Source organism: Pseudomonas taetrolens (assembly GCF_900475285.1).
In the GTDB taxonomy this organism is placed as follows: domain Bacteria; phylum Pseudomonadota; class Gammaproteobacteria; order Pseudomonadales; family Pseudomonadaceae; genus Aquipseudomonas; species Aquipseudomonas taetrolens.
The window spans coordinates 4,416,280-4,438,523 of the sequence record NZ_LS483370.1 but is presented as its reverse complement, the minus strand read 5'-3'; the positions used below and the strand labels follow the sequence as shown (position 1 = coordinate 4,438,523).

General features: G+C 59.7%; 15 protein-coding genes. 12 read left to right on the top strand and 3 right to left on the bottom strand.

Features of this window, described 5'->3' with window-relative positions; all coding sequences use genetic code 11:
* Positions 1-180 precede the first annotated feature (180 nt).
* Positions 181-1,812 (bottom strand): dihydrolipoyllysine-residue acetyltransferase, encoded by a 1,632-nt coding sequence (aceF, locus tag DQN55_RS20420; RefSeq protein ID WP_048382830.1) that lies wholly within the window; start codon positions 1,810-1,812, stop codon positions 181-183.
* 11 nt (positions 1,813-1,823) lie between these two features.
* On the bottom strand, positions 1,824-4,469 hold the full coding sequence (aceE, locus tag DQN55_RS20415) for a pyruvate dehydrogenase (acetyl-transferring), homodimeric type (protein ID WP_048382828.1): 2,646 nt from the start codon (positions 4,467-4,469) through the stop codon (positions 1,824-1,826).
* A 384-nt stretch (positions 4,470-4,853) separates the two neighbouring features.
* Here aceE and glnE point away from each other — a divergent pair, with 384 nt between their 5' ends.
* The 9 genes from glnE to DQN55_RS20370 all read left to right on the top strand — a co-directional run bounded on the left by glnE (position 4,854) and on the right by DQN55_RS20370 (position 16,015).
* Positions 4,854-7,829, top strand: a complete 2,976-nt coding sequence (gene glnE, locus DQN55_RS20410; protein WP_048382826.1) for a bifunctional [glutamate--ammonia ligase]-adenylyl-L-tyrosine phosphorylase/[glutamate--ammonia-ligase] adenylyltransferase — start codon at positions 4,854-4,856, stop codon at positions 7,827-7,829.
* Between the two features lie 92 nt (positions 7,830-7,921).
* Positions 7,922-8,845, top strand: coding sequence for a branched-chain amino acid transaminase (locus tag DQN55_RS20405; RefSeq protein WP_048382825.1), 924 nt, complete (start codon positions 7,922-7,924; stop codon positions 8,843-8,845).
* Between the two features lie 227 nt (positions 8,846-9,072).
* Complete coding sequence (waaF, locus tag DQN55_RS20400) at positions 9,073-10,107, top strand: lipopolysaccharide heptosyltransferase II (protein WP_048382823.1); 1,035 nt, start codon at positions 9,073-9,075, stop codon at positions 10,105-10,107.
* The gene (gene waaC, locus DQN55_RS20395; RefSeq protein ID WP_048382821.1) at positions 10,108-11,169 is read left to right on the top strand and encodes a lipopolysaccharide heptosyltransferase I; all 1,062 of its coding nucleotides are present in this window, start codon (positions 10,108-10,110) and stop codon (positions 11,167-11,169) included.
* A complete protein-coding gene (locus DQN55_RS20390) occupies positions 11,169-12,290 on the top strand; it encodes a glycosyltransferase family 4 protein (protein WP_048382819.1) in 1,122 nt (373 codons plus the stop codon). The genes waaC and DQN55_RS20390 overlap by 1 nt, the downstream gene beginning before the upstream one ends.
* Entirely contained in the window at positions 12,290-13,096 is an 807-nt protein-coding gene (gene rfaP / locus DQN55_RS20385; protein ID WP_048382817.1) for a lipopolysaccharide core heptose(I) kinase RfaP, read from the top strand. The genes DQN55_RS20390 and rfaP overlap by 1 nt, the downstream gene beginning before the upstream one ends.
* Positions 13,096-13,830, top strand: coding sequence for a lipopolysaccharide kinase InaA family protein (locus DQN55_RS20380; protein WP_048382815.1), 735 nt, complete (start codon positions 13,096-13,098; stop codon positions 13,828-13,830). Before rfaP ends, DQN55_RS20380 begins: the two co-directional genes overlap by 1 nt.
* Positions 13,827-14,579: a lipopolysaccharide kinase InaA family protein gene (locus DQN55_RS20375; RefSeq protein WP_048382813.1), complete on the top strand. Its 753-nt coding sequence runs from the start codon at positions 13,827-13,829 to the stop codon at positions 14,577-14,579. Before DQN55_RS20380 ends, DQN55_RS20375 begins: the two co-directional genes overlap by 4 nt.
* Positions 14,579-16,015, top strand: coding sequence for a lipopolysaccharide kinase InaA family protein (locus DQN55_RS20370; RefSeq protein WP_048382811.1), 1,437 nt, complete (start codon positions 14,579-14,581; stop codon positions 16,013-16,015). Before DQN55_RS20375 ends, DQN55_RS20370 begins: the two co-directional genes overlap by 1 nt.
* A 107-nt stretch (positions 16,016-16,122) precedes the next feature.
* Here the strand turns inward: DQN55_RS20370 and DQN55_RS20365 are convergent, their stop codons facing one another.
* Positions 16,123-18,207 carry a TonB-dependent receptor family protein gene (locus DQN55_RS20365; protein WP_048382810.1) on the bottom strand — a complete coding sequence of 695 codons (2,085 nt, stop codon included), beginning with the start codon at positions 18,205-18,207 and terminating at the stop codon, positions 16,123-16,125.
* Between the two features lie 219 nt (positions 18,208-18,426).
* Between DQN55_RS20365 and DQN55_RS20360 the strand changes: the two genes are divergently transcribed.
* From DQN55_RS20360 to DQN55_RS20350, 3 genes are read left to right on the top strand one after another with little or no spacing between them, the layout of a single operon-like run.
* Entirely contained in the window at positions 18,427-20,184 is a 1,758-nt protein-coding gene (locus DQN55_RS20360) for a carbamoyltransferase family protein (protein WP_048382808.1), read from the top strand.
* Complete coding sequence (locus tag DQN55_RS20355; RefSeq protein ID WP_048382805.1) at positions 20,168-21,298, top strand: glycosyltransferase; 1,131 nt, start codon at positions 20,168-20,170, stop codon at positions 21,296-21,298. Before DQN55_RS20360 ends, DQN55_RS20355 begins: the two co-directional genes overlap by 17 nt.
* Complete coding sequence (locus DQN55_RS20350) at positions 21,298-22,194, top strand: antimicrobial resistance protein Mig-14 (protein WP_048382803.1); 897 nt, start codon at positions 21,298-21,300, stop codon at positions 22,192-22,194. Before DQN55_RS20355 ends, DQN55_RS20350 begins: the two co-directional genes overlap by 1 nt.
* Positions 22,195-22,244 lie beyond the last annotated feature (50 nt).

Here is a 22,244-nt window from a genome sequence, read left to right as displayed (position 1 = left end):
GATTACACATTTTGTAAGTGCGTGCTCTCGTTTTACTCGTCCGGGGCGACGCAATGCAACGGAATCACGATAGTCCAGGCAAAAAAAAGCCCCGCCAAACGGGCGGGGTTGAGGTACGAGCGTGGCGCTCGGAAAACAGTGCGTTGCCCCGGCCTTCGGTGAAGAAGGCCGGGACGTGGCTTACAGCAGGATGGTGCGGATGTCGGCCAGCAAGTCGCTCAGGCGCTTGGTGAAGCGCGCTGCTGCAGCACCGTTGATCACACGGTGATCGTAGGACAGCGACAGTGGCAGCATCAGTTTCGGCTGGAAGGCTTTGCCGTCCCAGACTGGCTGGATGGTTGCCTTGGAAACACCCAGGATCGCCACTTCCGGCGCGTTGACGATCGGCGTGAAGCCGGTGCCGCCAATGTGGCCGAGGCTGGAGATGGTGAAGCAAGCGCCTTGCATGTCGTCAGCGGTGAGCTTCTTGTCACGGGCTTTGGCGGCCAGTGCAGCGGCTTCGGCTGCCAGTTGCAGCAGGCTCTTCTGATCGACGTTCTTGATCACAGGGACCAGCAAGCCATCCGGGGTGTCCACGGCGAAGCCGATGTTCACGTACTTCTTGCGGATGATCGCCTTGCCGCTTGGCGCGAGCGAGCTGTTGAAGTCCGGCATTTCCTTGAGCAGGTGCGCGCAGGACTTGAGCAGCAGTGGCAGTACGGTCAGTTTCACACCGGCTTTTTCGGCGACGGCTTTTTGTGCGACGCGGAAAGCTTCCAGCTCGGTGATGTCAGCCTGGTCGAACTGAGTCACGTGCGGGATGTTCAGCCAGCTGCGGTGCAGGCTCGACGCGCCGATTTGCATCAGGCGGGTCATGGCCACTTCTTCAACTTCACCGAAACGGCTGAAGTCGACCACCGGAATCGGAGGAATGCCTGCGCCGCCGGTTGCGCCGGCAGCCGGTGCTTCCTTGGCCTTCTGCATCATGGCTTTGACGTACACCTGCACGTCTTCCTTGAGCACGCGACCGTGCGGACCGCTTGCGCTGACCGCGCTCAGCTCGACACCAAACTCGCGCGCCAGTTGGCGAACGGCAGGGCCGGCATGGGCCTTGGCACCTTTTGGCGCAGGCGCGGCGGCCGGGGCAGGGGCTGCCTCGGCTTTGGCGGCAGGCGCAGGTGCCGGTGCGGCAGCAGCAGGCGCGGCAGGCGCTTCAGCTTTTGCAGCAGGCGCTGGAGCAGCCGGCGCCGCGGCGCCTGCTACCTTGAGCTTGAGGATAAAGTCACCGGTGCCGACTTCGTCATCCAGCTTGACCGCAATGCTTTCAACCACACCGGCGGCTGGCGATGGAATTTCCATGCTGGCCTTGTCGGATTCGAGGGTGATCAGCGATTGATCAGCCTCGACGGTATCGCCGGCCTTGACCAGGATCTCGATGATTTTGGCTTTGCCCGACGAACCGATGTCCGGGACATGAATGTCCTGCACGGTCGAGCTGGCCGGCGCCGCAGCGGCCGGCGCCGCAGGGGCCTCGGCAGCAGGTGCGGCAGCAGGCTTTTCAGCTGCAGCCGGGGCTGGCGCTTCAGGGGCTGCAGCGCCACCTTCGACTTCCAGTTCCAGCAGTTCGTCGCCCTCTTTCAAGCGGTCGCCCAGCTTTACTTTCAGGCTTTTGACGATGCCGGACTTGGGAGCAGGAATTTCCATGCTCGCCTTGTCCGATTCCAGCGTCAGGATGCTCTGGTCGGCTTCAATACGATCGCCAACCTTGACCATCAGCTCGATAACTTCACCTTCACCGCTGCCGATGTCAGGTACTCGAATGAGTTCGCTCACAAATATTCTCCTCAGCAGTCCAGTGGGTTGCGTTTTTCCGGGTTGATACCGAACTTGACGATGGCTTCAGCCACCACCTTGGGTTCGATATCGCCACGGTCAGCCAGGGCTTCCAGGGCTGCCAACACCACGAAGTGACGGTCTACTTCAAAGAAGTGACGCAGTTTTTTGCGGCTGTCGCTGCGGCCGAAACCGTCAGTGCCCAGCACTTTGAATTCCTTGACCGGAACCCACTGGCGAATCTGCTCGGCGAACAGCTTCATGTAGTCGGTGGAGGCAATGACTGGACCCTTACGGCCGGTCAGGCACTCTTCGACGTAGCTCAGCTTAGGCTTCTGGCCCGGGTGCAGACGGTTGGTGCGCTCAACGGCCAGGCCGTCGCGACGCAATTCGTTGAAGCTGGTAACGCTCCATACGTCCGCGCCGATGTTGAACTCGTCACGCAGAATCTTCGCCGCTTCACGGACTTCACGCAGGATGGTGCCGGAGCCCATCAGCTGTACGTGGTGCGCCGCTTCGCGGGTGTCTTCTTCGAGCAGGTACATGCCCTTGACGATGCCTTCCTCGACACCGGCCGGCATGGCTGGCTGCTGGTAAGACTCGTTCATCACGGTGATGTAGTAGAAGACGTCCTGTTGCTCTTCGGTCATCTTCTTCATGCCGTCCTGGATGATCACCGCCAGCTCGTAGCCGTAGGTTGGATCGAAGGTGCGGCAGTTCGGGATGGTTGCGGCCAGGATGTGGCTGTGACCGTCTTCGTGTTGCAGGCCTTCGCCGTTCAGCGTGGTCCGGCCGGCGGTGCCGCCGATCAGGAAACCACGGGTACGGCTGTCGCCGGCAGCCCAGGCCAGGTCGCCGATGCGCTGGAAGCCGAACATCGAGTAGAAGATGTAGAACGGCAGCATTGGCTGGTTGTGGTTCGAGTACGAAGTACCGGCCGCGATGAAGGAGCTCATGGCGCCTGCTTCGTTGATGCCTTCTTCGAGAATCTGGCCTTTTTTGTCTTCCTTGTAGAACATCACCTGGTCTTTATCGACTGGCTCGTAGAGCTGGCCGACAGACGAGTAGATGCCCAACTGACGGAACATGCCTTCCATACCGAAGGTGCGCGCTTCGTCCGGGATGATCGGCACGATGCGGGAACCGATTTCCTTGTCCTTGACCAGCTGCGCCAGGATGCGCACGAAAGCCATGGTGGTGGAAATTTCACGGTCGCCCGAGCCGTCTAGGATCGCCTTGAGGGTGTCCAGCGGCGGGGTCGGAATGCTGATGCTTTGAGCGCGACGCTGAGGCACGAAACCGCCCAGCGCAGTACGGCGCTCGCTGAGGTAACGGGCTTCGGCGCTGCCTTCTTCCGGCTTGAAGAATGGCAGGTTTTCGATCTCGTCATCCTTGACCGGGATGTCGAAGCGATCGCGGAACAACTTCAGGCTGTCGACATCGACTTTCTTGGTGTTGTGCGCAGTGTTTTTCGCTTCGCCGGCACCGGTGCCATAACCTTTGATGGTCTTGGCCAGGATAACGGTCGGCTGTTCTTTGTGGTTGACCGCTTCGTGGTACGCCGCGTAGACCTTGTACGGGTCGTGGCCGCCACGGTTGAGTTTCCAGATCTCGTCGTCGGACAGATCAGCAACCATCGCCTTGAGTTCAGGCGTGTTGAAGAAGTGTTCACGTACAAACGCGCCGTCTTTGGCTTTGTAGTTCTGGTACTCGCCGTCGATGACTTCGTCCATGCGACGTTGCAGGATACCGTCGACGTCCTTGGCCAGCAGCGGATCCCAGAAACGGCCCCAGATGACTTTGGTCACGTTCCACTGAGCACCGCGGAATACGCCTTCGAGCTCCTGGATGATCTTGCCGTTGCCACGAACAGGGCCATCAAGGCGCTGCAGGTTGCAGTTGATCACGAAGATCAGGTTGTCCAGTTTTTCGCGGCCAGCCAGCGAGATGGCGCCCAGGGATTCCGGCTCGTCGCACTCGCCGTCGCCCAGGAAACACCAGACTTTCTGTTTGCCGGCAGGGATGTAGCCGCGGGCTTCCAGGTACTTCATGAAACGTGCCTGGTAGATCGCCTGGATCGGACCAAGGCCCATCGAAACGGTCGGGAACTGCCAGAAATCAGGCATCAGCCAAGGGTGCGGATAGGACGAAAGGCCCTGGCCGTCGACTTCCTGGCGGAAGTTGTTCATTTGTTCTTCGGTGATACGGCCTTCCATGAACGCACGGGCGTAAACGCCTGGCGAAGTGTGGCCCTGGAAGTAGATCAGGTCGCCGCCGTGTTCGTCGGTCGGGGCCTGGAAGAAATAGTTGAAGCCGATGTCATACAGCGTTGCACTGGACGCGAAGCTGGAGATATGACCGCCCAGGTCAGAATCTTTCAAGTTCGTGCGCATTACCATGGCCATCGCGTTCCAGCGAACCAACGAGCGAATGCGGCGTTCCATGAACAGGTCGCCAGGCATGCGTGCTTCGTGGGTGACAGGAATCGTGTTGCGGTATGGCGTGGTGATGGCGTACGGCAGCTGCGAACCGGTGCGGGTAGCGAGCTCACCCATACGGGTCATCAGGTAGTGAGCACGGTCTTCGCCTTCTTTGTCGAGAACCGATTCCAGGGCGTCCAGCCATTCCTGGGTTTCGACGGGATCGAGGTCTTGCATGGCTTGCTCCAGGGCGGAAAGGCTTCCAGAATCGGTTGCCTGAGTTTGCGACTGGCCTTGTGGGCAGACGACATAAATTCTTGGATGACCGGAGGGTTGTTTCCGGCGTTGTGTAGTTTTACTACAAATCGTCGGCCATTTCAGCCTTTCAAGTGTGTGACTCAGTAGTAAAACTACAGGAAAGGTCCAGATGGCCACCTGTTTCGTTGTGTGAAAAATCGATATTGTTGGTTCTATTTGCGAGACTCAGCCTTTAAAGCGAAGGCTGGATGCTAATTTAAAGTGTTTTAAAGCTATTTATAACCTTTGTTCGACAGTCGGATTTAACCGCTGTTTCTTCCTGTCACCGTACTCGGCATCACCTTCGCCGATCAAGGATAGACCATGAGCCTTCCCTCGCTTGCTGCCATTCCGTCCCTTTTATTGCCATTGGTCAGTCGTGCCGAACAGTCCTGGCGTGCGGCGGTAGCCGGGTCTGAAGGCGAAACGGCGCTGGAGGACTGGTCGGCTGAGCGATGGGCTGAATTCAACCGGGTCAGCGCGGCCAGCGACTTCTTTATTGAACAGTCATTGCGTGACCCTTTGATGTTACTGGCGCTGGTGCGTTCCGGAGAACTGGATCGCAGCTTCAGGCCGGGTGAGTTGTGCGGGCAGATTGCCGAGGCTGTCCAGCAGACCGGCACCGATGACGAACTGGGGCGCGAGTTGCGCCGGCAACGTACGCGTCAGCAAATCCGGATCATCTGGCGCGACCTGACGCGCCAGGCCGACTTGATCGAAACCTGCCGCGACTTGTCGGACATGGCCGATGCGTGCATTGATCAGGCTTACCGCTGGTTGTATCAGCGTCATTGCCAGCAGTTCGGCACGCCCACCGGGCACCGCAGTGGCGAGCCACAGCAGATGGTGGTGCTGGGGATGGGCAAGCTCGGCGCTGTGGAGCTGAACCTGTCTTCGGACATTGACCTGATCTTTGCCTACCCCGAAGGCGGTGAAACAGTCGGGGCCAAACGTGCGCTGGATAATCAGGAGTTCTTTATCCGCCTCGGCCAGCGGCTGATCAAGGCCCTGGACCCGATGACCGTCGACGGATTCGTGTTCCGCGTCGACATGCGTTTGCGGCCGTATGGTTCGTCAGGCGCGCTGGTGCTGAGTTTCAATGCGCTGGAGCAGTACTACCAGGATCAGGGCCGTGACTGGGAACGTTACGCCATGATCAAGGCGCGGGTGGTGGCTGGGGATCAGGTGATGGGCGCGCAGTTGCTCGATTTGCTGCGGCCGTTCGTTTATCGGCGCTACCTGGACTTCTCGGCGATTGAAGCGCTGCGCACCATGAAGCAGCTGATTCAGCAGGAAGTGCGGCGCAAGGGCATGGCCGACAACATCAAGCTGGGGGCCGGCGGGATTCGTGAGGTCGAGTTTATTGCCCAGGCGTTCCAGTTGATCCACGGTGGGCGCGACCTCAGCCTGCAACAGCGACCGCTGCTTAAAGTGCTGGGGATCCTTGAAGGTCAGGGCTATTTGCCGCCTGCCGTCATCAGTGAGTTGCGTGAAGGTTATGAGTTTTTACGCTACACCGAACATGCGATTCAGGCCATTGGCGACCGACAGACCCAGATGCTGCCGGACACGGCGCAGGACCAGGCGCGCATCGCGTTCATGATGGGCTTCGACAGCTGGGCGGCCTTCCACGAGCAGTTAATGATATGGCGTGGGCGCATCGACTGGCATTTCCGTCAGGTCATCGCCGACCCGGATGATGAGGATGATATCGACGACGGTGAAATGATCGTCGGGGGTGAATGGCTGCCGCTATGGGAAGAAGTGCAGGACGATGCCGCTGCCTGTGCTCAGTTGCAGGAAGCCGGGTTTGTCGACGCGCCCAATGCGCTCAAACAACTGGCAAGCCTACGCTCCAGCCCGCAATTGCGGGCTATGCAACGCCTTGGGCGGGAGCGGCTGGATGCTTTTATCCCGCGCTTGCTGGCCCAGGCGGTGGAGCACGCCAACCCTGATCTGGTGCTGGAGCGGGTGCTGCCGCTGGTCGAGGCCGTCGCCCGGCGTTCGGCGTACCTGGTGTTGTTGACCGAAAACCCCGATGCGCTGCGCCGCTTGCTGACCCTGTGCGCGGCGAGCCCGTGGATTGCCGAGCAAATAACCCGTTTCCCGTTGCTGCTCGATGAGCTGCTCAACGAGGGCCGTTTGTTTAAACCCCCTTTGGCACCCGAGCTGGCGGCCGAGTTGCGCGAGCGGCTGACGCGCATTCCCGAAGATGACCTTGAGCAACAGATGGAGGCTTTGCGTAACTTCAAGTTGGCCCACCGGCTGCGGGTCGCCGCTTCGGAAATCGCCGGCAGCTTGCCTTTAATGAAGGTCAGCGATTACCTGACCTGGCTGGCCGAGGCGATTCTGGAGCAAGTGCTGGCGCTGTCCTGGCGCCAGACTGTCGCCAAATACGGGACCCCGCAGCGTTCGGACGGCAGCCTGTGTGATCCCGGCTTTATTATCGTGGGTTACGGCAAGGTAGGCGGGATTGAGCTGGGGCATGGCTCGGACCTGGATCTGGTGTTTATTCACGACGGGGATCCGAACGCTGAAACCGACGGTGCCAAGCCGATCGACAGCGCGCAGTTCTTTACTCGCCTGGGGCAGCGGATCATCCATTTGCTGACCGCACAAACCAACTCCGGTCAACTGTATGACGTCGACATGCGTTTGCGTCCCTCGGGTGCTTCGGGGTTGCTGGTCAGTTCGCTGGGGGCCTTTGAGCGCTATCAGCAAAACGAAGCCTGGACCTGGGAGCACCAGGCGCTTGTGCGGGCGCGGGTGCTGGTGGGGTGCAAGCAGGTGGGGGCGGCTTTCGAAAAAGTGCGCGCCAGCGTGCTGGGTCGCGAGCGGGATTTGCCGACATTACGCCAGGAGGTCAGCGAGATGCGGGCCAAAATGCGCGATAACCTCGGGACTCGTATCACCGCTGCCGGAACCGGCGAAAATGCCTTCCAGGCCTCGGTGCCCTTCGACCTCAAGCAGGACGCGGGAGGTATCGTCGATATTGAATTTATGGTGCAATACGCGGCCTTGGCATGGTCCAGGGAACACCCGGCGTTACTGCGCTACACCGACAACATCCGCATTCTGGAAGGGCTGGAACAGGTCGGGCTGATGCCCGTCACCGATGCCAGCCTGTTGCGCGAGGCTTACAAGGCCTTTCGCGCCGTCGCTCACCGGCAAGCCTTGCAGAAGGAGGCCGGGGTGGTGACGGGGGATCAATTTGTCGTCGAGCGTCAACACGTGCGACGCATTTGGTCCGAGCTGGGATTGAGCCTGTTCTCCAAGGCTCAAGCTGGAACACAGAATTAAAGCTGTAAAACGTATCCGGCGGGTCCATAAGGCCCGTCCAACTTGCCTGAAGCCTCATGGCACAGGTGCTGGATTCTTTGAGGAGCGTAATGATGTCGATGGCTGATCGTGATGGTGTGATCTGGTATGACGGCAAGCTGGTGCCGTGGCGTGATGCAACAACCCACGTGCTGACCCATACCCTGCATTACGGCATGGGCGTGTTTGAAGGTGTGCGCGCATACGAAACCCCGCAGGGCGCGGCTATTTTCCGCTTGCAGGCGCACACTGACCGCCTGTTCGACTCGGCCCACATCATGGGCATGAAGATCCCGTTCAGCAAAGACGAAATCAACGAAGCGACCCGCGTAGCGGTGCGTGAAAACAACCTCGACAGCGCCTACATTCGCCCGATGGTGTTCTACGGATCCGAAGCCATGGGGCTGCGGGCAACCGGCCTGAAGGTTCACGTGATCATCGCGCCGTGGAGCTGGGGCGCCTACATGGGTGCCGAAGCGCTTGAAGTCGGGATCAAGGTGCGTACCAGCTCCTTTACCCGCCATCACGTGAATATTTCCATGACCCGGGCCAAGGCCAACGGTCACTACATCAACTCGATGCTGGCCCTGCAGGAAGCGATTTCCGGTGGTGCCGACGAAGCCTTGTTGCTGGACCCTGAAGGCTTTGTGGCCGAAGGCTCGGGCGAAAACGTATTCCTGGTCAAGGATGGCGTGATTTACACCCCGGACGTGACGGCCTGCCTGAACGGCATTACCCGCAGCACGATCCTGACCCTGGCCACTGAGCTTGGTTTCAAGTTTGTTGAAAAACGCATCACCCGCGACGAGGTGTACATCGCCGACGAAGCGTTCTTCACCGGTACGGCCGCTGAAGTGACGCCGATCCGTGAAGTCGACGGCCGCCTGATTGGTATCGGCCGTCGTGGTCCGATCACCGAAAAACTGCAAAAGGCTTACTTCGATCTGGTGACCGGCAAAACGACGGCCCACCCAGAGTGGCGTACACTGGTCAAATAAAGGCATATGGCATCAAAGCGGGGAGGCGAAGCCTGATACCCGTCAGTTGAGAGGGGCGTTGTCCCTGTGGGAGCGAGCGTGCTCGCGATGGTCGTTAACGATAACGCGTGTTTACGGTATAAACGCGGCGCTCATCAGGCCATTGCGAGCACGCTCGCTCCTGCAGTTGATTGCCCTTGACTGACGAGTATCAGGCAAATGCCTCCCTTGCTTGTTTATGGAAACTTATGAATATTCTGATCGTTGGGCCCAGCTGGGTCGGTGACATGGTGATGGCGCAGACACTGTTCCAGTGCCTCAAACAGCGCCACCCGCAATGCGAAATCGATGTGCTGGCCCCCGAGTGGAGCCGGCCCATCCTTGAACGCATGCCTGAGGTTCGCCAAGCCTTGAGCTTTCCGCTCGGCCACGGTGCGCTCGAACTGGCCACGCGACGCAAGATCGGCAAGTCCCTCAAGGGCCAATACGATCAGGCCATCTTGCTGCCCAATTCCCTGAAGTCGGCCCTGGTGCCGTTTTTTGCCGCTATTCCCAAGCGCACGGGCTGGCGCGGCGAATTCCGCTACGGTCTGCTCAACGATGTACGCACCCTCGACAAGCAGCGTTATCCGCTGATGATCGAGCGTTTCATGGCGCTGGCGTATGAGCCGGGGGCCGAACTGTCCAAGCCGTACCCGCGTCCTGACCTGCAGATTGACCCGGTGAGCCGCGATGCGGCCCTGACCAAGTTTGGCTTGGCATTGGACCGCCCGGTGCTGGCGCTGTGCCCTGGTGCCGAGTTTGGCGAATCCAAGCGCTGGCCATCCGAGCACTACGCCAAAGTGGCCGAGCAAAAGATCCGCGAAGGCTGGCAGGTGTGGCTGTTCGGCTCGAAAAACGACCACGGCGTGGGCGAAGATATCCGCTCCCGGCTGATCCCGGGTCTGCGCGAAGAGTCGGTCAACCTCAGCGGCGAAACCTCGCTGGCCGAAGCCATTGACCTGTTGTCGTGCGCCGACGCCGTGGTGTCCAACGATTCGGGCCTGATGCACGTGGCCGCAGCGCTCAACCGCCCGCTGGTGGCGGTCTATGGCTCGACCTCACCCGGTTTCACCCCGCCGCTGGCGGACAAGGTCGAAATCGTGCGGTTAGGCCTTGAATGCAGTCCCTGTTTTGACCGGACCTGCCGTTTTGGTCACTACAACTGCCTGCGTGAATTGATGCCGCAGTCGGTAGTTGAAGCCCTGCAGCGCTTGCAGGGCTCACCGGTCGAGGTTCAATAGGTGCGCGTTCTGTTGGTGAAAACCTCGTCCCTGGGAGATGTGATTCATGCCTTGCCGGCCTTGACCGATGCGGCACGGGCGATCCCGGGGATCACGTTCGACTGGGTGGTGGAGGAAGGCTTTGCCGAAATCCCGACCTGGCACCCGGCCGTGGGCAAGGTGATCCCGGTGGCGATTCGCCGCTGGCGCAAGAACCTCTGGCAAACCTTCAAGAGCGGCGAATGGCGACGCTTCAAGCAAAGCCTGCGCGCCGAGCATTACGACCTGGTGATCGACGCTCAAGGCCTGTTCAAAAGTGCCTGGCTGACCCGTTACGTGAAAGCCCCGGTGGCGGGCCTTGACCAGAACTCCGCCCGTGAACCCTTGGCCAGCCGCTTTTACCAGCGTCGTCTGGCCGTGGCCCGCGGGCAGCATGCGGTGGAGCGCTTGCGCCAATTGTTCGCCCTGGCGTTGGGGTATGACTTGCCCAAAGGTCTGGGCGATTACGGACTGGATGTCGACAGGCTGGTGGAGTTGCCGCGTAACAAACCTTATGTGCTGTTTTTGCACGGTACGACCTGGGACACCAAGCACTGGCCTGAAGTGTATTGGCGCGATCTGGCCCTGCGGATGGGGCATATGGGCGTCGAAGTCCGCTTGCCCTGGGGCAACCCGGCAGAAAAAGCCCGTGCCGAACGTATTGCCAATGGCCTGGGCAACGCCGTGGTATTGCCCAAGCTGAACCTGGCGGGAGTTGCCAAAGTGTTGGCCAGTGCCAGCGCCTGTGTGGCCGTCGATACCGGCCTGGGTCATTTGGCCGCGGCTCTGGATGTGCCGACGATTTCCTTGTTCGGTCCGACCAACCCCGGCCTGACCGGCGCCTATGGCAAGGCACAAATCCACCTTGCCAGCGACTTTCCGTGCGCGCCGTGCCTGCAGAAAAAATGCACTTACCAGCCGACTGCGCAGGATCAGCAGCGGTTTGACCTGAAAACCGAGTGGCCTTTGTGTTTCACTCGTTTGAATCCCGAGCGTGTCGCGAGTCGATTAAGCACGTTGTTACTGGCTGAGGAACTGCGCTGATGCAACTGGCTTTTGTGCTGTACAAATATTTCCCGTTTGGCGGGCTGCAACGCGATTTCATGCGCATTGCGCTGGAGTGCCAGAAGCGCGGGCACCAGATCCGTGTGTACACCATGATCTGGGAAGGTGACATCCCGCCGGGTTTTGAAGTGCTGGTAGCGCCGGTCAAGGCGTTCTTCAATCACACCCGCAACGAAAAAATGCTGGCCTGGATGCAGGCAGACCTGGCCAAGCGCCCGGTCGACCGCCTGATCGGCTTTAACAAAATGCCGGGGCTGGACGTTTACTACGCGGCCGACGGCTGTTTTGAAGACAAGGCGCAGAACCTGCGCCACTCGATGTATCGCTACTTCAAACGTTATCGGCACTTTGCCGAGTACGAGCGCGCGGTGTTCGACAAGAACGCCAAGACCGAAATCCTGATGATTTCCGAAGTCCAGCAGCCGTTGTTCATCAAGTACTACGACACGCCGCTGCAGCGCTTCCATTTGCTGCCCCCGGGTATTGCGCTGGACCGTCGTGCGCCGCCGAATGCAGCGCAAATCCGGGCTGAATTCCGTCGCGAGTTCAAGCTGGACGACGACGATCTGTTGCTGGTGCAGATCGGCTCCGGGTTCAAGACCAAGGGCGTGGATCGCAGCCTTAAAGCCGTGGCGGCGTTGCCCGCCGAGCTTAAAAAACGCACCCGGCTGTTTGTAATCGGTCAGGACGACCCCAAAGTCTTTCAGTTACAGAGCGCCACACTGGGGCTGGGTGATCACGTGCGGTTCCTCAAGGGCCGCAGCGATATCCCCCGTTTCCTGTTGGGCGCGGACGTGCTGATCCATCCGGCTTACAACGAAAACACCGGCACCGTATTGCTTGAAGCTTTGGTGGCGGGTTTGCCGGTACTGGTCAGTGCGGTATGCGGCTACGCCCACTACATCAGCGATGCCGACAGTGGTCGGGTGTTGGACGAGCCGTTCGAGCAGGCACAACTCAATGAGTACCTGACCCATATGTTGTCCGATGATGCTGCGCGTGCGGCCTGGAGCCGAAACGGCCTGGCCTACGCGCAGACGGCCGACCTCTATAGCATGCCGCAGCATGCTGCGGATGTGATTCTGGCGGAGCAACACTGATGAAACTGATTCTTGCCGAACCGTTCAAAAGCTTATGGGCTGGACGCGATGCGTTCACCGAAGTCGAGCGTCTGGAAGGCGAGGTTTACCGCGAGCTGGAAGGCCGGCGTACCTTGCGTACCGAAGTCGACGGGCGTGGTTTCTTTGTAAAAATTCACCGTGGCATTGGCTGGGGTGAAGTGTTTAAAAACCTGCTGACTGCCAAGTTGCCGGTGCTGGGCGCTGGTCAGGAGTGGCGGGCAATCAATCGCCTTCACGAAGTCGGCGTACCGACCATGACCGCAGTCGCCTATGGCGAAAAAGGCAGCAATCCGGCCGCACAGCACTCGTTCATCATCACCGAAGAGCTGGCACCCACGGTCAGCCTCGAAGATTTCAGCCTCAACTGGATCGCGCAGCCGCCGCAACCCAAGCTCAAGCATGCTCTGATCGCAGAAGTGGCCCGTATGACCGGTATGATGCATCGTGCCGGCGTTAACCACCGCGATTGCTACATTTGCCACTTTTTGCTGCACACCGATAAGCCGGTGACCGCCGAAGACTTTCGTTTGTCGGTGATCGATTTGCACCGTGCCCAGACCCACACCGTGATCAGCAAGCGCTGGCGCAACAAAGACCTGGCAGCGCTGTATTTCTCTGCGCTGGACATTGGCCTGACCCAGCGTGACAAGCTGCGGTTCTTGCGCGGCTACTTCCAATTGCCGTTGCGTCAGATCCTGCGCGAAGAAGCCCGCCTGCTGGCGTGGCTGGAAGGCAAGGCGAAAAAGCTCTACGCACGCAAACTGCGTTACGGGGATGCACTGTAATGGCGGGTTGGAATCTGGAACCGGCTTACAGCTCATTGGCAGACGACTTTGGCACTCTGGACGCGGTCTTCGCCCTGCAGGGCGAGCATCTGACCCGGGATCCTTTGTCGGATGTCATCCGTGTCGAGCGCGAGGGCGTCAACTACTACGTCAAGCGCTACACCGGCGCCGGCAAGGGGTTGCGCCGCTATCTGGGGCGGCCACGGGTCAAGTCCGAATGGCAGAACCTCAAGCGTTTCGCCAAGTGGGGGATCCCGACCGCCGAAGTGGTGGCCTGGGGCCTTGAGCGGCGCGGCGCGGCCTATGATCGTGGGGCCTTGATCACCCGCGAGCTGCCGAACACCCGGGACCTGTCCGAGCTGGCCGAGCATAATGACCCGCTGCTCAAGAACCGTGCCTGGGTGGATGGCTTGAGCCGCCAGTTGGCGCGTTACACGCGGATCATGCACGATCACCGCTTTACTCATAACGATCTGAAGTGGCGCAACTTGCTGATCGACGATCAGGCCCGACTGTTCTTGATCGACTGCCCCAATGGCGATTTCTGGCGTGGATTCTGGCTCAAGTACCGCATCACCAAAGACCTGGCGTGCCTCGACAAAGTGGCCAAATACCAGCTGTCTGCGACTCAGCGCCTGCGTTTCTATCTTCAATACACCGGGCGTTCTAGGCTCAATGCGGCGGACAAAAAACGGGTCCGTCATATCGTGCGTTTTTTTGAGGGCCGGGAATGACTGATTTTTTGGCGGCCGCCGACCGGACGTTGCTGGAGCGCAACGGACTGGCTGACTTCGATGCCTTATGGGCCTTGCAGCTTGAGGCGGTTGACGAGCCCAACACCAGCGGTGGTGGCTGGAGCAGCGTGTTTCGCCTGGACCTTGAAGGCCAGGGGTTTTACCTCAAGCGCCAGAACAACTACCTGACTCGCACGCTGTACAGCCCGTTGGGTGAGCCGAGTTTTGCCCGTGAGTTTCGTAATATCCAGCGCTATCAGCAGATGGGTATTCCGGCATTGGACGCGGTATTTTTTGGTGAACGCAAGGCGCCGGGTGAGCGCCGGGCGATCCTGATGACCCGTGCGCTGGACGGCTGGAATGATCTGGATTCGCTGCTGGAGCAATGGCCGCAGCTGACAGCCGAGCAGCAGCAGAAGATTTTGCAAGCCTGCGGGCAGCTGGCGCGGCGTCTGCATGCCGCACGCCAGGTGCACGGTTGTTTCTATCCCAAGCACATTTTTTTGCAGCCCGAGGGCTCAGGCTATCGCGCTCAATTGATCGACCTGGAAAAAACCCGGCCTTTGTTGCTGGGTCAGCGTGACCGGGTCAAGGATATCGAGCCCTTGTTGCGCCGGGCCCGGGTCTGGACCGAGGCCGAGGTGCGCACCTTGCTTGCCGCGTATCTGGAGCAACCGCTCGACAGTAGCCTGGTTGAGGCGTGGTTTCGCCGCCTGAATCTGCGTCGCAGTCACAAGGAGAGCCGCTGATGCGCTTGTCCGAATTGCACAAAGCCGGGCGTGCGCCCGAACTGCCGCTCAGCATAACCCTGGCGGACGCGGCCGGGCCTGCGCAGTTGCAACTGTTGAGTTTGCTGCGCGTGTTGCCCGGCCAGCGTTATGTCGGCGCCGGTGTATGGCGCGGACGTCCGGTGCTGGCCAAGTTGTTGGTGGGCAGCAAGGCCGCGCGTAATTTTGAGCGTGAGCTGGCAGGCGTGCGGCTGTTGGCCGAGCAAGGCCTGACCACCCCGTTACTGCTGGCCGATGGCTTGCAGGCAGGCGAGGGCGGCTGGCTGCTGTTCGAGTTTCTGGAGCAGGCCGAGAGCCTGGCCGAGGCCTGGAGCGCCGTGCAGGACCTGCCTCTGCTGGCAGACGAGCAGCAGGCAGTTTTGGCTGATGCGTTGTCGGCGATCGGGCAAATGCACCTCAAGGGGTTGTGGCAAGAAGACCTGCACCTGGACAACCTGCTGCGTCAGAACGGTCGCTTGTATTTGATCGACGGTGCGGGGATTTGCGCCGAGCAGCCGGGCAAGCCGCTGTCGCGCAATAAGGTGCTGGAAAATCTCGGCGTGTTTTTCGCCCAGTTGCCGAAAAATCTTGAGCCGTTTATCGAAGAGCTGCTGGTGCATTACCTGCTGAGCAACGGCGAGCACGCCTTGCCGCTGGAAGCTCTGCTCAAACAGGTCGAAAAAGTCCGTGCCTGGCGCTTGAACGATTTTCTGAACAAGGTCGGACGCGAGTGCACGCTGTTTAGCGTGCAGCGTGGGGCCTTTGCCTTGCGCGCCATCCGTCGCGAAGAAGAAGCGGTGATGCTGCCGGTGCTGGCCAGGGCCGATGACCTGCTGGAGCAGAGTCACCTGTACAAGACCGGCGGCGCGGCCAGCGTTGGTAAAGTCGACGTGGCGGGTCGCGCGCTGGTGGTCAAACGCTACAACATCAAAGGCTTCGCCCATTGGCTCAAGCGCTTCTGGCGCCCGAGCCGGGCCTGGCATTCCTGGCGCGAGGGCAATCGACTGGCGTTTTTGGGCATTGCCACACCCAAACCGCTGGCGTTGCTGGAAACCCGCTTTTTGTGGCTGCGCTGCAAGGCGTATCTGGTGACCGAGTACTTGCCCGGCCCGGATATCATCGAGCGCTTTGCACCTTATATCGAGCACGGCGATGCCCCCGAATCCGAGTTGCAGGCGCTGGATGTCCTGTTTGCCGATTTGATTCGCGAGCGCATCAGCCACGGCGATCTCAAGGGGCATAACGTGTTCTGGGATGACGGCCGCTGGGCGTTGATCGATCTGGATTCGATGTGCCAGCACCGTTCGTTGAGCAGCTTTGCTCCGGCCTATGCCCGGGACCGGGCGCGCTTCATGCGTAACTGGCCAGTGGGCAGTGGGCTGTATCAAGTGATTGATGGGCGATTGCCAAAATTGTAGGAGCGGGCTTGCTCGCGATGCAGGCGACGCGGTTGTGTTACCAAACCGCATTGAGGCTATCGCGAGCAAGCTCGCTCTGACAGGTTGGGGGGGGCAGTACGCAGGTTTTAAAAGCTGTACTGAGCCCCGGCGCCGGCATACCACGAACGACCGGGTGCCGACTCGTAGTAGCGATTGTTACTGTCACCGACAATCACCGACCCCACGTATTGGCGATCCAGCAGGTTGTCCAGGCGCAGGGTCTGGTGGAAGGTCCAGTGTTCGACCTTCTGTTCAAACTTCGCACGCCAGTTGAAGACGGTGTAGGCCGGTGCCGGTTTTTCGGTGTTGGTGTCTTCGACATACACCTTGCTGCGGTACATGCCTTCGATGGCGGTGCTGACCCAATCCGCGGGCTTCCAGTTCACTTCGGCAAACAGCGTGGTTTGCGGCACGCCCGGCAGGTAGTTGCCTTTGTCCACGGCGCCCTTGGCGCTGGCAAAGTCACGGTCGTAAGTGGCTTGCAGACGAGTGTAGGCCAGGGTCGTGGTCCAGTGTTCGCTGAGCTGGCTTTCGACGCCCAGTTCAAAGCCGCGGCGCAGGGTGCGTCCAGCATTTTGATAGGTTGTGCGCCCCCCGGTGTTGCTCAAGACCACCAGTTCGTCTTCTGTGGTGATCTGAAAGATCGCGGCATTGATGCGGGTGTTGTTGAGCTGGGCTTTCAATCCCATTTCGTATTGAGTGCTTTCGGAAGGCTTGAGACCAAAATTGAAACCCTGGCCACTCGGTGAGTACGCCAGTTCAGCCTGAGTCGGCGTCTCAAACCCTTTGCCGGCACTGACATAGCCATGCAGTTCTGGTGTGAAGGCGTACATCACGCTCATCGATGGCGTGGCTTTTTCATAGCGCTTGGTGCCGCTGTCGTCGCCGTTGCTCAAAAATTGATCATCGACGTCCATTTCCATCGTGCTGTAGCGCAAGCCGGTCTGCACCGTCCAGTTGTCGATGGCCCAGTTAGCTTGCACATACGGGTCGAGGCTACGTGCAGTGTCGACTTCGTCACGCACCAGAGCACCTTTCACGCCCAGCAGGTCGCCGCTGAAGTTTTGATAACCGTGGCGGCTGTCCTGACTCTGGTCATAGTCCAGGCCTGCGATCAAGGTTAGATCGCCCGGAACGCTGTACACCGGCTGCAGCCAGCGCAGGCTGCCACCGTGGAACTTGCGGTCGAACTGAACCACGCCGCCGCCTTGTTTATTGCCCGCCGCGAACGGTGGAATCGCCAAATACTGAATCACGCTCCGCGTCCCGGTGTACGCATTGACTTGCAAGGTTGCGTCGCCGAAGTAGCGCTCGTAGTTCAGTCCCACTTGCTGGTGGTCGATGCTTTTGCGCGTGTTGTAGGTCAGGGCGTTTGGCGTGACCGAGCGCGGGTCGGCCTTGTAGGCGTCCCAGCTTTGACCCAGTGGATCCTGCGTGCCGTTTTGCTCAAGGCTGCTGTAGATCAGCGCCAGTTTGCTGTCTTCATCTGGCTTGAGATTGAGCTTGGCGAAGGTCTGGTCGCGGCGCGCGGCGCTGTGCTCACGGTAGCCGTCGGTGTCCATGCGCGAGGCGTCGAGTACAAAACCCACGTCATCGGTAGCGCCTTCGGCCGTCAGATGGTTTTTACTCATGCCGTCGCTGCCGATCAGGGTTTCGGCGCCAATGCGCGGCGGACCTTCGCCATCACGGGAAAACATTTGAATTACGCCGCCGGCGTTGCTGCCGTACAGAGTGGCTGCCGGGCCGCGCAGGACTTCGATGCGTTCGGCGGTGTCGAGGTTAAACGTTGCCGCCTGACCCTGGCCGTCCGGGGTGCTGGCCGGGATGCCGTCTGCGATCAGCTTGATGCCACGGACGCCGAATGCCGAACGAGCGCCAAAACCGCGGGATGAGATTTGCAGGTCTTGTGCATAATTTTGGCGGTTCTGCACCACCAGCCCTGGTACCCGAGACAGCACTTCAGAGGCATTGATGCCGAGTTGACCGTCATTGATTTGTTGCTGGTTGATACTGTCGACCGAGTACGGCAGGTCAAAACTTGGGCTGGCGCTGCGCGAACCGGTGATCACGCTGGGGTCGAGCAGCAGCGGCTCATTGTCGCCCAGGGCAAGGGGGCTCAAGGACAGGCAAGGCAGCAGCAGGACGAAATGTGCAGGGGTCAAAACTTTCATGGAGGGTATCGGAGTTCCGTGTGACGCGACCCGGCCGGGCAGCCGGGTATCAGGCTAGCAAAGGTTGCGGAGTTTAGCCGCTGGCGCGGCAAATAGCGCTGAGTCATTACCTTGCTCTTTACGCTATAATCCCGCCCTTTAGTTGTTTCTCGCACGGCGAGAGGCACACCATTTTCTCAGGCGCCCGCCGCCTGCCTGCATTTTAAAGAGGCTAAACCAGTGGCATTGACGATTCTTGGCCTGTCCGGCGCCCTTAGCCATGATCCCTCCGCAGCCCTCTATATCGACGGCAAGCTGGTCGCAGCAGCAGAGGAAGAGCGTTTTGTCCGCGATAAGCATGCAAAGAACCGCATGCCTTACGAGTCGGCAAAGTTCTGTCTTGAACAAGCCGGTATCAAACCTTCCGACGTTGACGTAGTGGCGATTCCCTTCGCTCCGATCAGCTTGTTCGGCAAGGCGCGCTGGCATTACGCCAAGCGTTATTGGTACGCCCCGGATCGCGCGCTCGATGCGATCCTGATGGGTAATCGTCGTTACAAACGCTATCGCAACAAGATTGTGTTCTGCCTTGAGCAACTGGGTTTCGATCCGAAAAAAATCAAGATCGAGCCGGTTGAGCACCACTTGGCCCACGCCTCCAGCGCTTATCACTGCTCCGGTTTCAAAGAGAAAACCGCGATCCTGGGTATCGACGGCAAGGGCGAGTACGCCACGACCTTCTTTGGTTATGGCGAAAACGGCAAGATCCACAAGATCAAGGAGTTCTTCGATCCGGATTCCCTGGGTGGTCTGTACGGCGCAATCACCGAGTTCCTCGGTTTCGAGATGCTCGACGGCGAGTTCAAGGTCATGGGCATGGCGCCGTACGGCGATGCCAGCAAATATGATTTCTCGCGCCTGGCTTCGTTTGAAAACGGCGAATTGGTGATCAACACCGAATACGCCAACGTCATCGGCCTGCGTCGCTACAAGGAAAACGGCAAGGGTTTCTACTTTTCGCCAAAACTGATCGAGTGGCTGGGGCCCAAGCGTGAAGGCGATATCGCCGATGAACCTTACATCCACTACGCGGCGAGCATGCAGGCGCTGTTTGAAAAACTGTCGCTGCAAATGATCGATTACTATCTGGGCGACATCCTCAAGGAAACCGGCAAGATCGCTTTTGCGGGCGGCTGCGCGTTGAACGTGAAGCTGAACCAAAAGATCATTGCCCGCCCCGAGGTCAAGGAGCTGTTCGTGCAGCCAGCGTCCGGCGATGCCGGGACTGCCGTGGGTGCCGCCGCTTATGTATCCCACGCCCGTGGCGTACCGGTCGAGAAAATGGAGCACGTTTATCTCGGCCCTGCGTACAGCAACGAAGACGTCATTGCCGCCTGTGCCCGTCACCCGGGCAAGCCGGCATGCCGCAAGATCGAAAACACCCCGGAGCGCATTGCCAAGATCATGGTCGATGGCAACCCGGTAGCCTGGTTCCAGGGCCGCATGGAGTTCGGTCCGCGTGCCTTGGGCGGACGTTCGATCATCGGTTGCCCGAGCAGCGAAGGCGTGGCTGACCGTATCAACGAACAGATCAAGTTCCGCGAGCGCTGGAGGCCTTTCTGCCCGTCGATGCTCGACACCGTGGGCCCGCAGATGATCAAGGTCGATCACCCGGCACCCTTCATGACCTTCACCTTTGAAGTGGCTGAAGAGTGGAAAACCCGTGTTCCGGAAGTTGTCCATGAAGATGGCACCTCCCGTGCACAGGTACTCAAGCGCGAATACAACCCGCGCTACTACGACATGATGAAAGCCCTTGAAGTGCTGACCGGTAACGGCGTGTCACTGAACACCTCGCTCAACCGCCGTGGCGAGCCGATGGTGTGCTCGCCGACCGACGCGCTGAACATGTTCTTCGGCTCCGATCTGCAGTACCTGATCATGGAAGATATTCTGGTTGTCAAAGCTGGCGCGGAAACTTATGAATCGCTCGACTGAGCGCCATGTTCTGCAGTTCTGTCACGGCTATGACGGGCCGTTTCTGGACTGCGCCCGTCAGTACGCCAGCCTGTTCGCCGGCACCGGTTATCGCGTCACCACGGTCTTCTTGACCGGGGTGGCAGATCCCGAGGTGGCAGCAAACTGTGCGTCCGATGAAGTGCTGTTCATGGAGTTCAGCTCCAAGGCCATTCGTGGCCTGAAGCTGGGCGCCATCCGTGAGCTGCGTAAAATTGCAGCGTCGCGCTCTTTCAGCTTTTGCATTGCCCACCGCTTCAAGCCGATCTACATCGCCTTGCTGGCCACCGGCTTGCCGGTGATCGGCGTGCATCACGCGTTTGGTGACTATGAACGCGGTAGCCGCAAACTGTTTGCCAACCTGTTCCGCAAGCGCCTGAGTCTGCTCGGTGTGTCGGACGCGGTGCGCGATGACATGCGCCAGTGCTTGCCCAAGTGGCCGACCGGACGCATTCGCACGCTGTACAACCGCATCGATATCGATGCCGTACAAGCCGGCCAATTGCCGGGCACTCAGGCGCGTGAAGCGCTGGGGTTGTCGGTCAATGGCTTTATTGTCGGCAATGTTGGGCGCCTGCATCCCGACAAGGACCAGGCGACGTTGATCCAGGGGTTTGCCAAGGCTTTGCCGGGCTTGCCTGCTGATAGCCAGCTGGCGATCATGGGTACCGGGCGGCTGGAACAAGACCTCAAGGAGCTGGCCAACGAACTCGGGATTGGCGCGCAGGTGAATTTCCTCGGCCAGGTTCCTGACGCCCGTCGTTTCTTCCGTGCTTTCGATGTGTTTGCCCTGAGCTCCGATCATGAGCCTTTCGGCATGGTTCTGCTTGAGGCGATGGCCGCCGGGGTTCCGCTGCTGGCGACGGCCTGCGGTGGTGCCAAGGAAGTGGTCGAGGGTGTGGGCGTGCTGTTCCCGCTGGGGGATGCCGAACACCTGGCCCAAGGTCTACAGCATCTGTCGCGGCTTGACGACGAACAACGCAAGGTGTGCGCTGAGCAGATGCTGACGCGCCTGCATGAGCGGTTCTCGGACCAGGCTGTGCGTAATGTGTTCTGGCATTTGCCACAAGTTACCGACCTGACAGCGGAGTCCTGATGCTTAATCGATTTCAGGGCTGGCGCGAGCGCGGCTGGAACGTGGTGGATGCGTGTACGTACGCTGACGCCTGGCAGCGTTTCGGTGGCAGTGTCGCGACTCACCCAATGGTTATTGACCGATTGGCGCAACTTGCCGGCATCCCGGTGCGTTATCTGGCCTGGGAGCAGGGGGGTGAGCTAAAAGCGGCGATCCCGACCTGGGGCCGGGATCTGGCGTTGTCCAAGGACGTGCTCAAGCGTCACGGTAAAAAAGGCCTGTTCGACCTCGGCAATGCCGAGTTCATACTGCCGGCAGCCGTTGATGCCCAAGCGCCTTTGCGCCATCGTGGACGCTACCTGTCAGCGCTCAATGAAGGCCGCTTCAGCACGCTGGTCCCGCAAGCCGAACAGTTGGCCATGGCCCGTACACCTGAAGAACTTTCGAAAAAGTTCCGCTATAACCAGCGCCGTGAACTGCGTCTGCTGGAGGAAGCGGGCGGGGTTGTACGCCCGGTGTCGGAGTTTTCCAGCGCCGAATTGGCGAGCATTTATTGCGACTTGTTTCTGCGACGCTGGGGCTTTGTGGCCACCGGTGCCGAACGCATGGCTGAAGTGATTGAGTTGTTGCGTGAGCTGTTGATAGGCTCGGTGATCTTCCTCAACGATGCGCCCATCGCGATTCAACTGGTGTATCGGGTTGAGTCACCTGAATGGATCAGTGTGGAGTACGTCAATGGGGGTGTCGACCCCGAAACCCGCGCATTCAGCCCCGGCAGTGTATTGAGTTTTCTCAATACGCAATCGGCCTGGGAACAGGCTCGCAGCGTCAATAAGCCCCTGCGCTTCTCGTTCGGTCGTGCTGATCGCGAGTATAAAGAGCGATGGTGTAATCCGGTGCCTGTTTTCAAGGTTTGAATGATCTTCTGCAGGCACGGGCTTGCGCGCGATGGCATCACTTCGGTGAA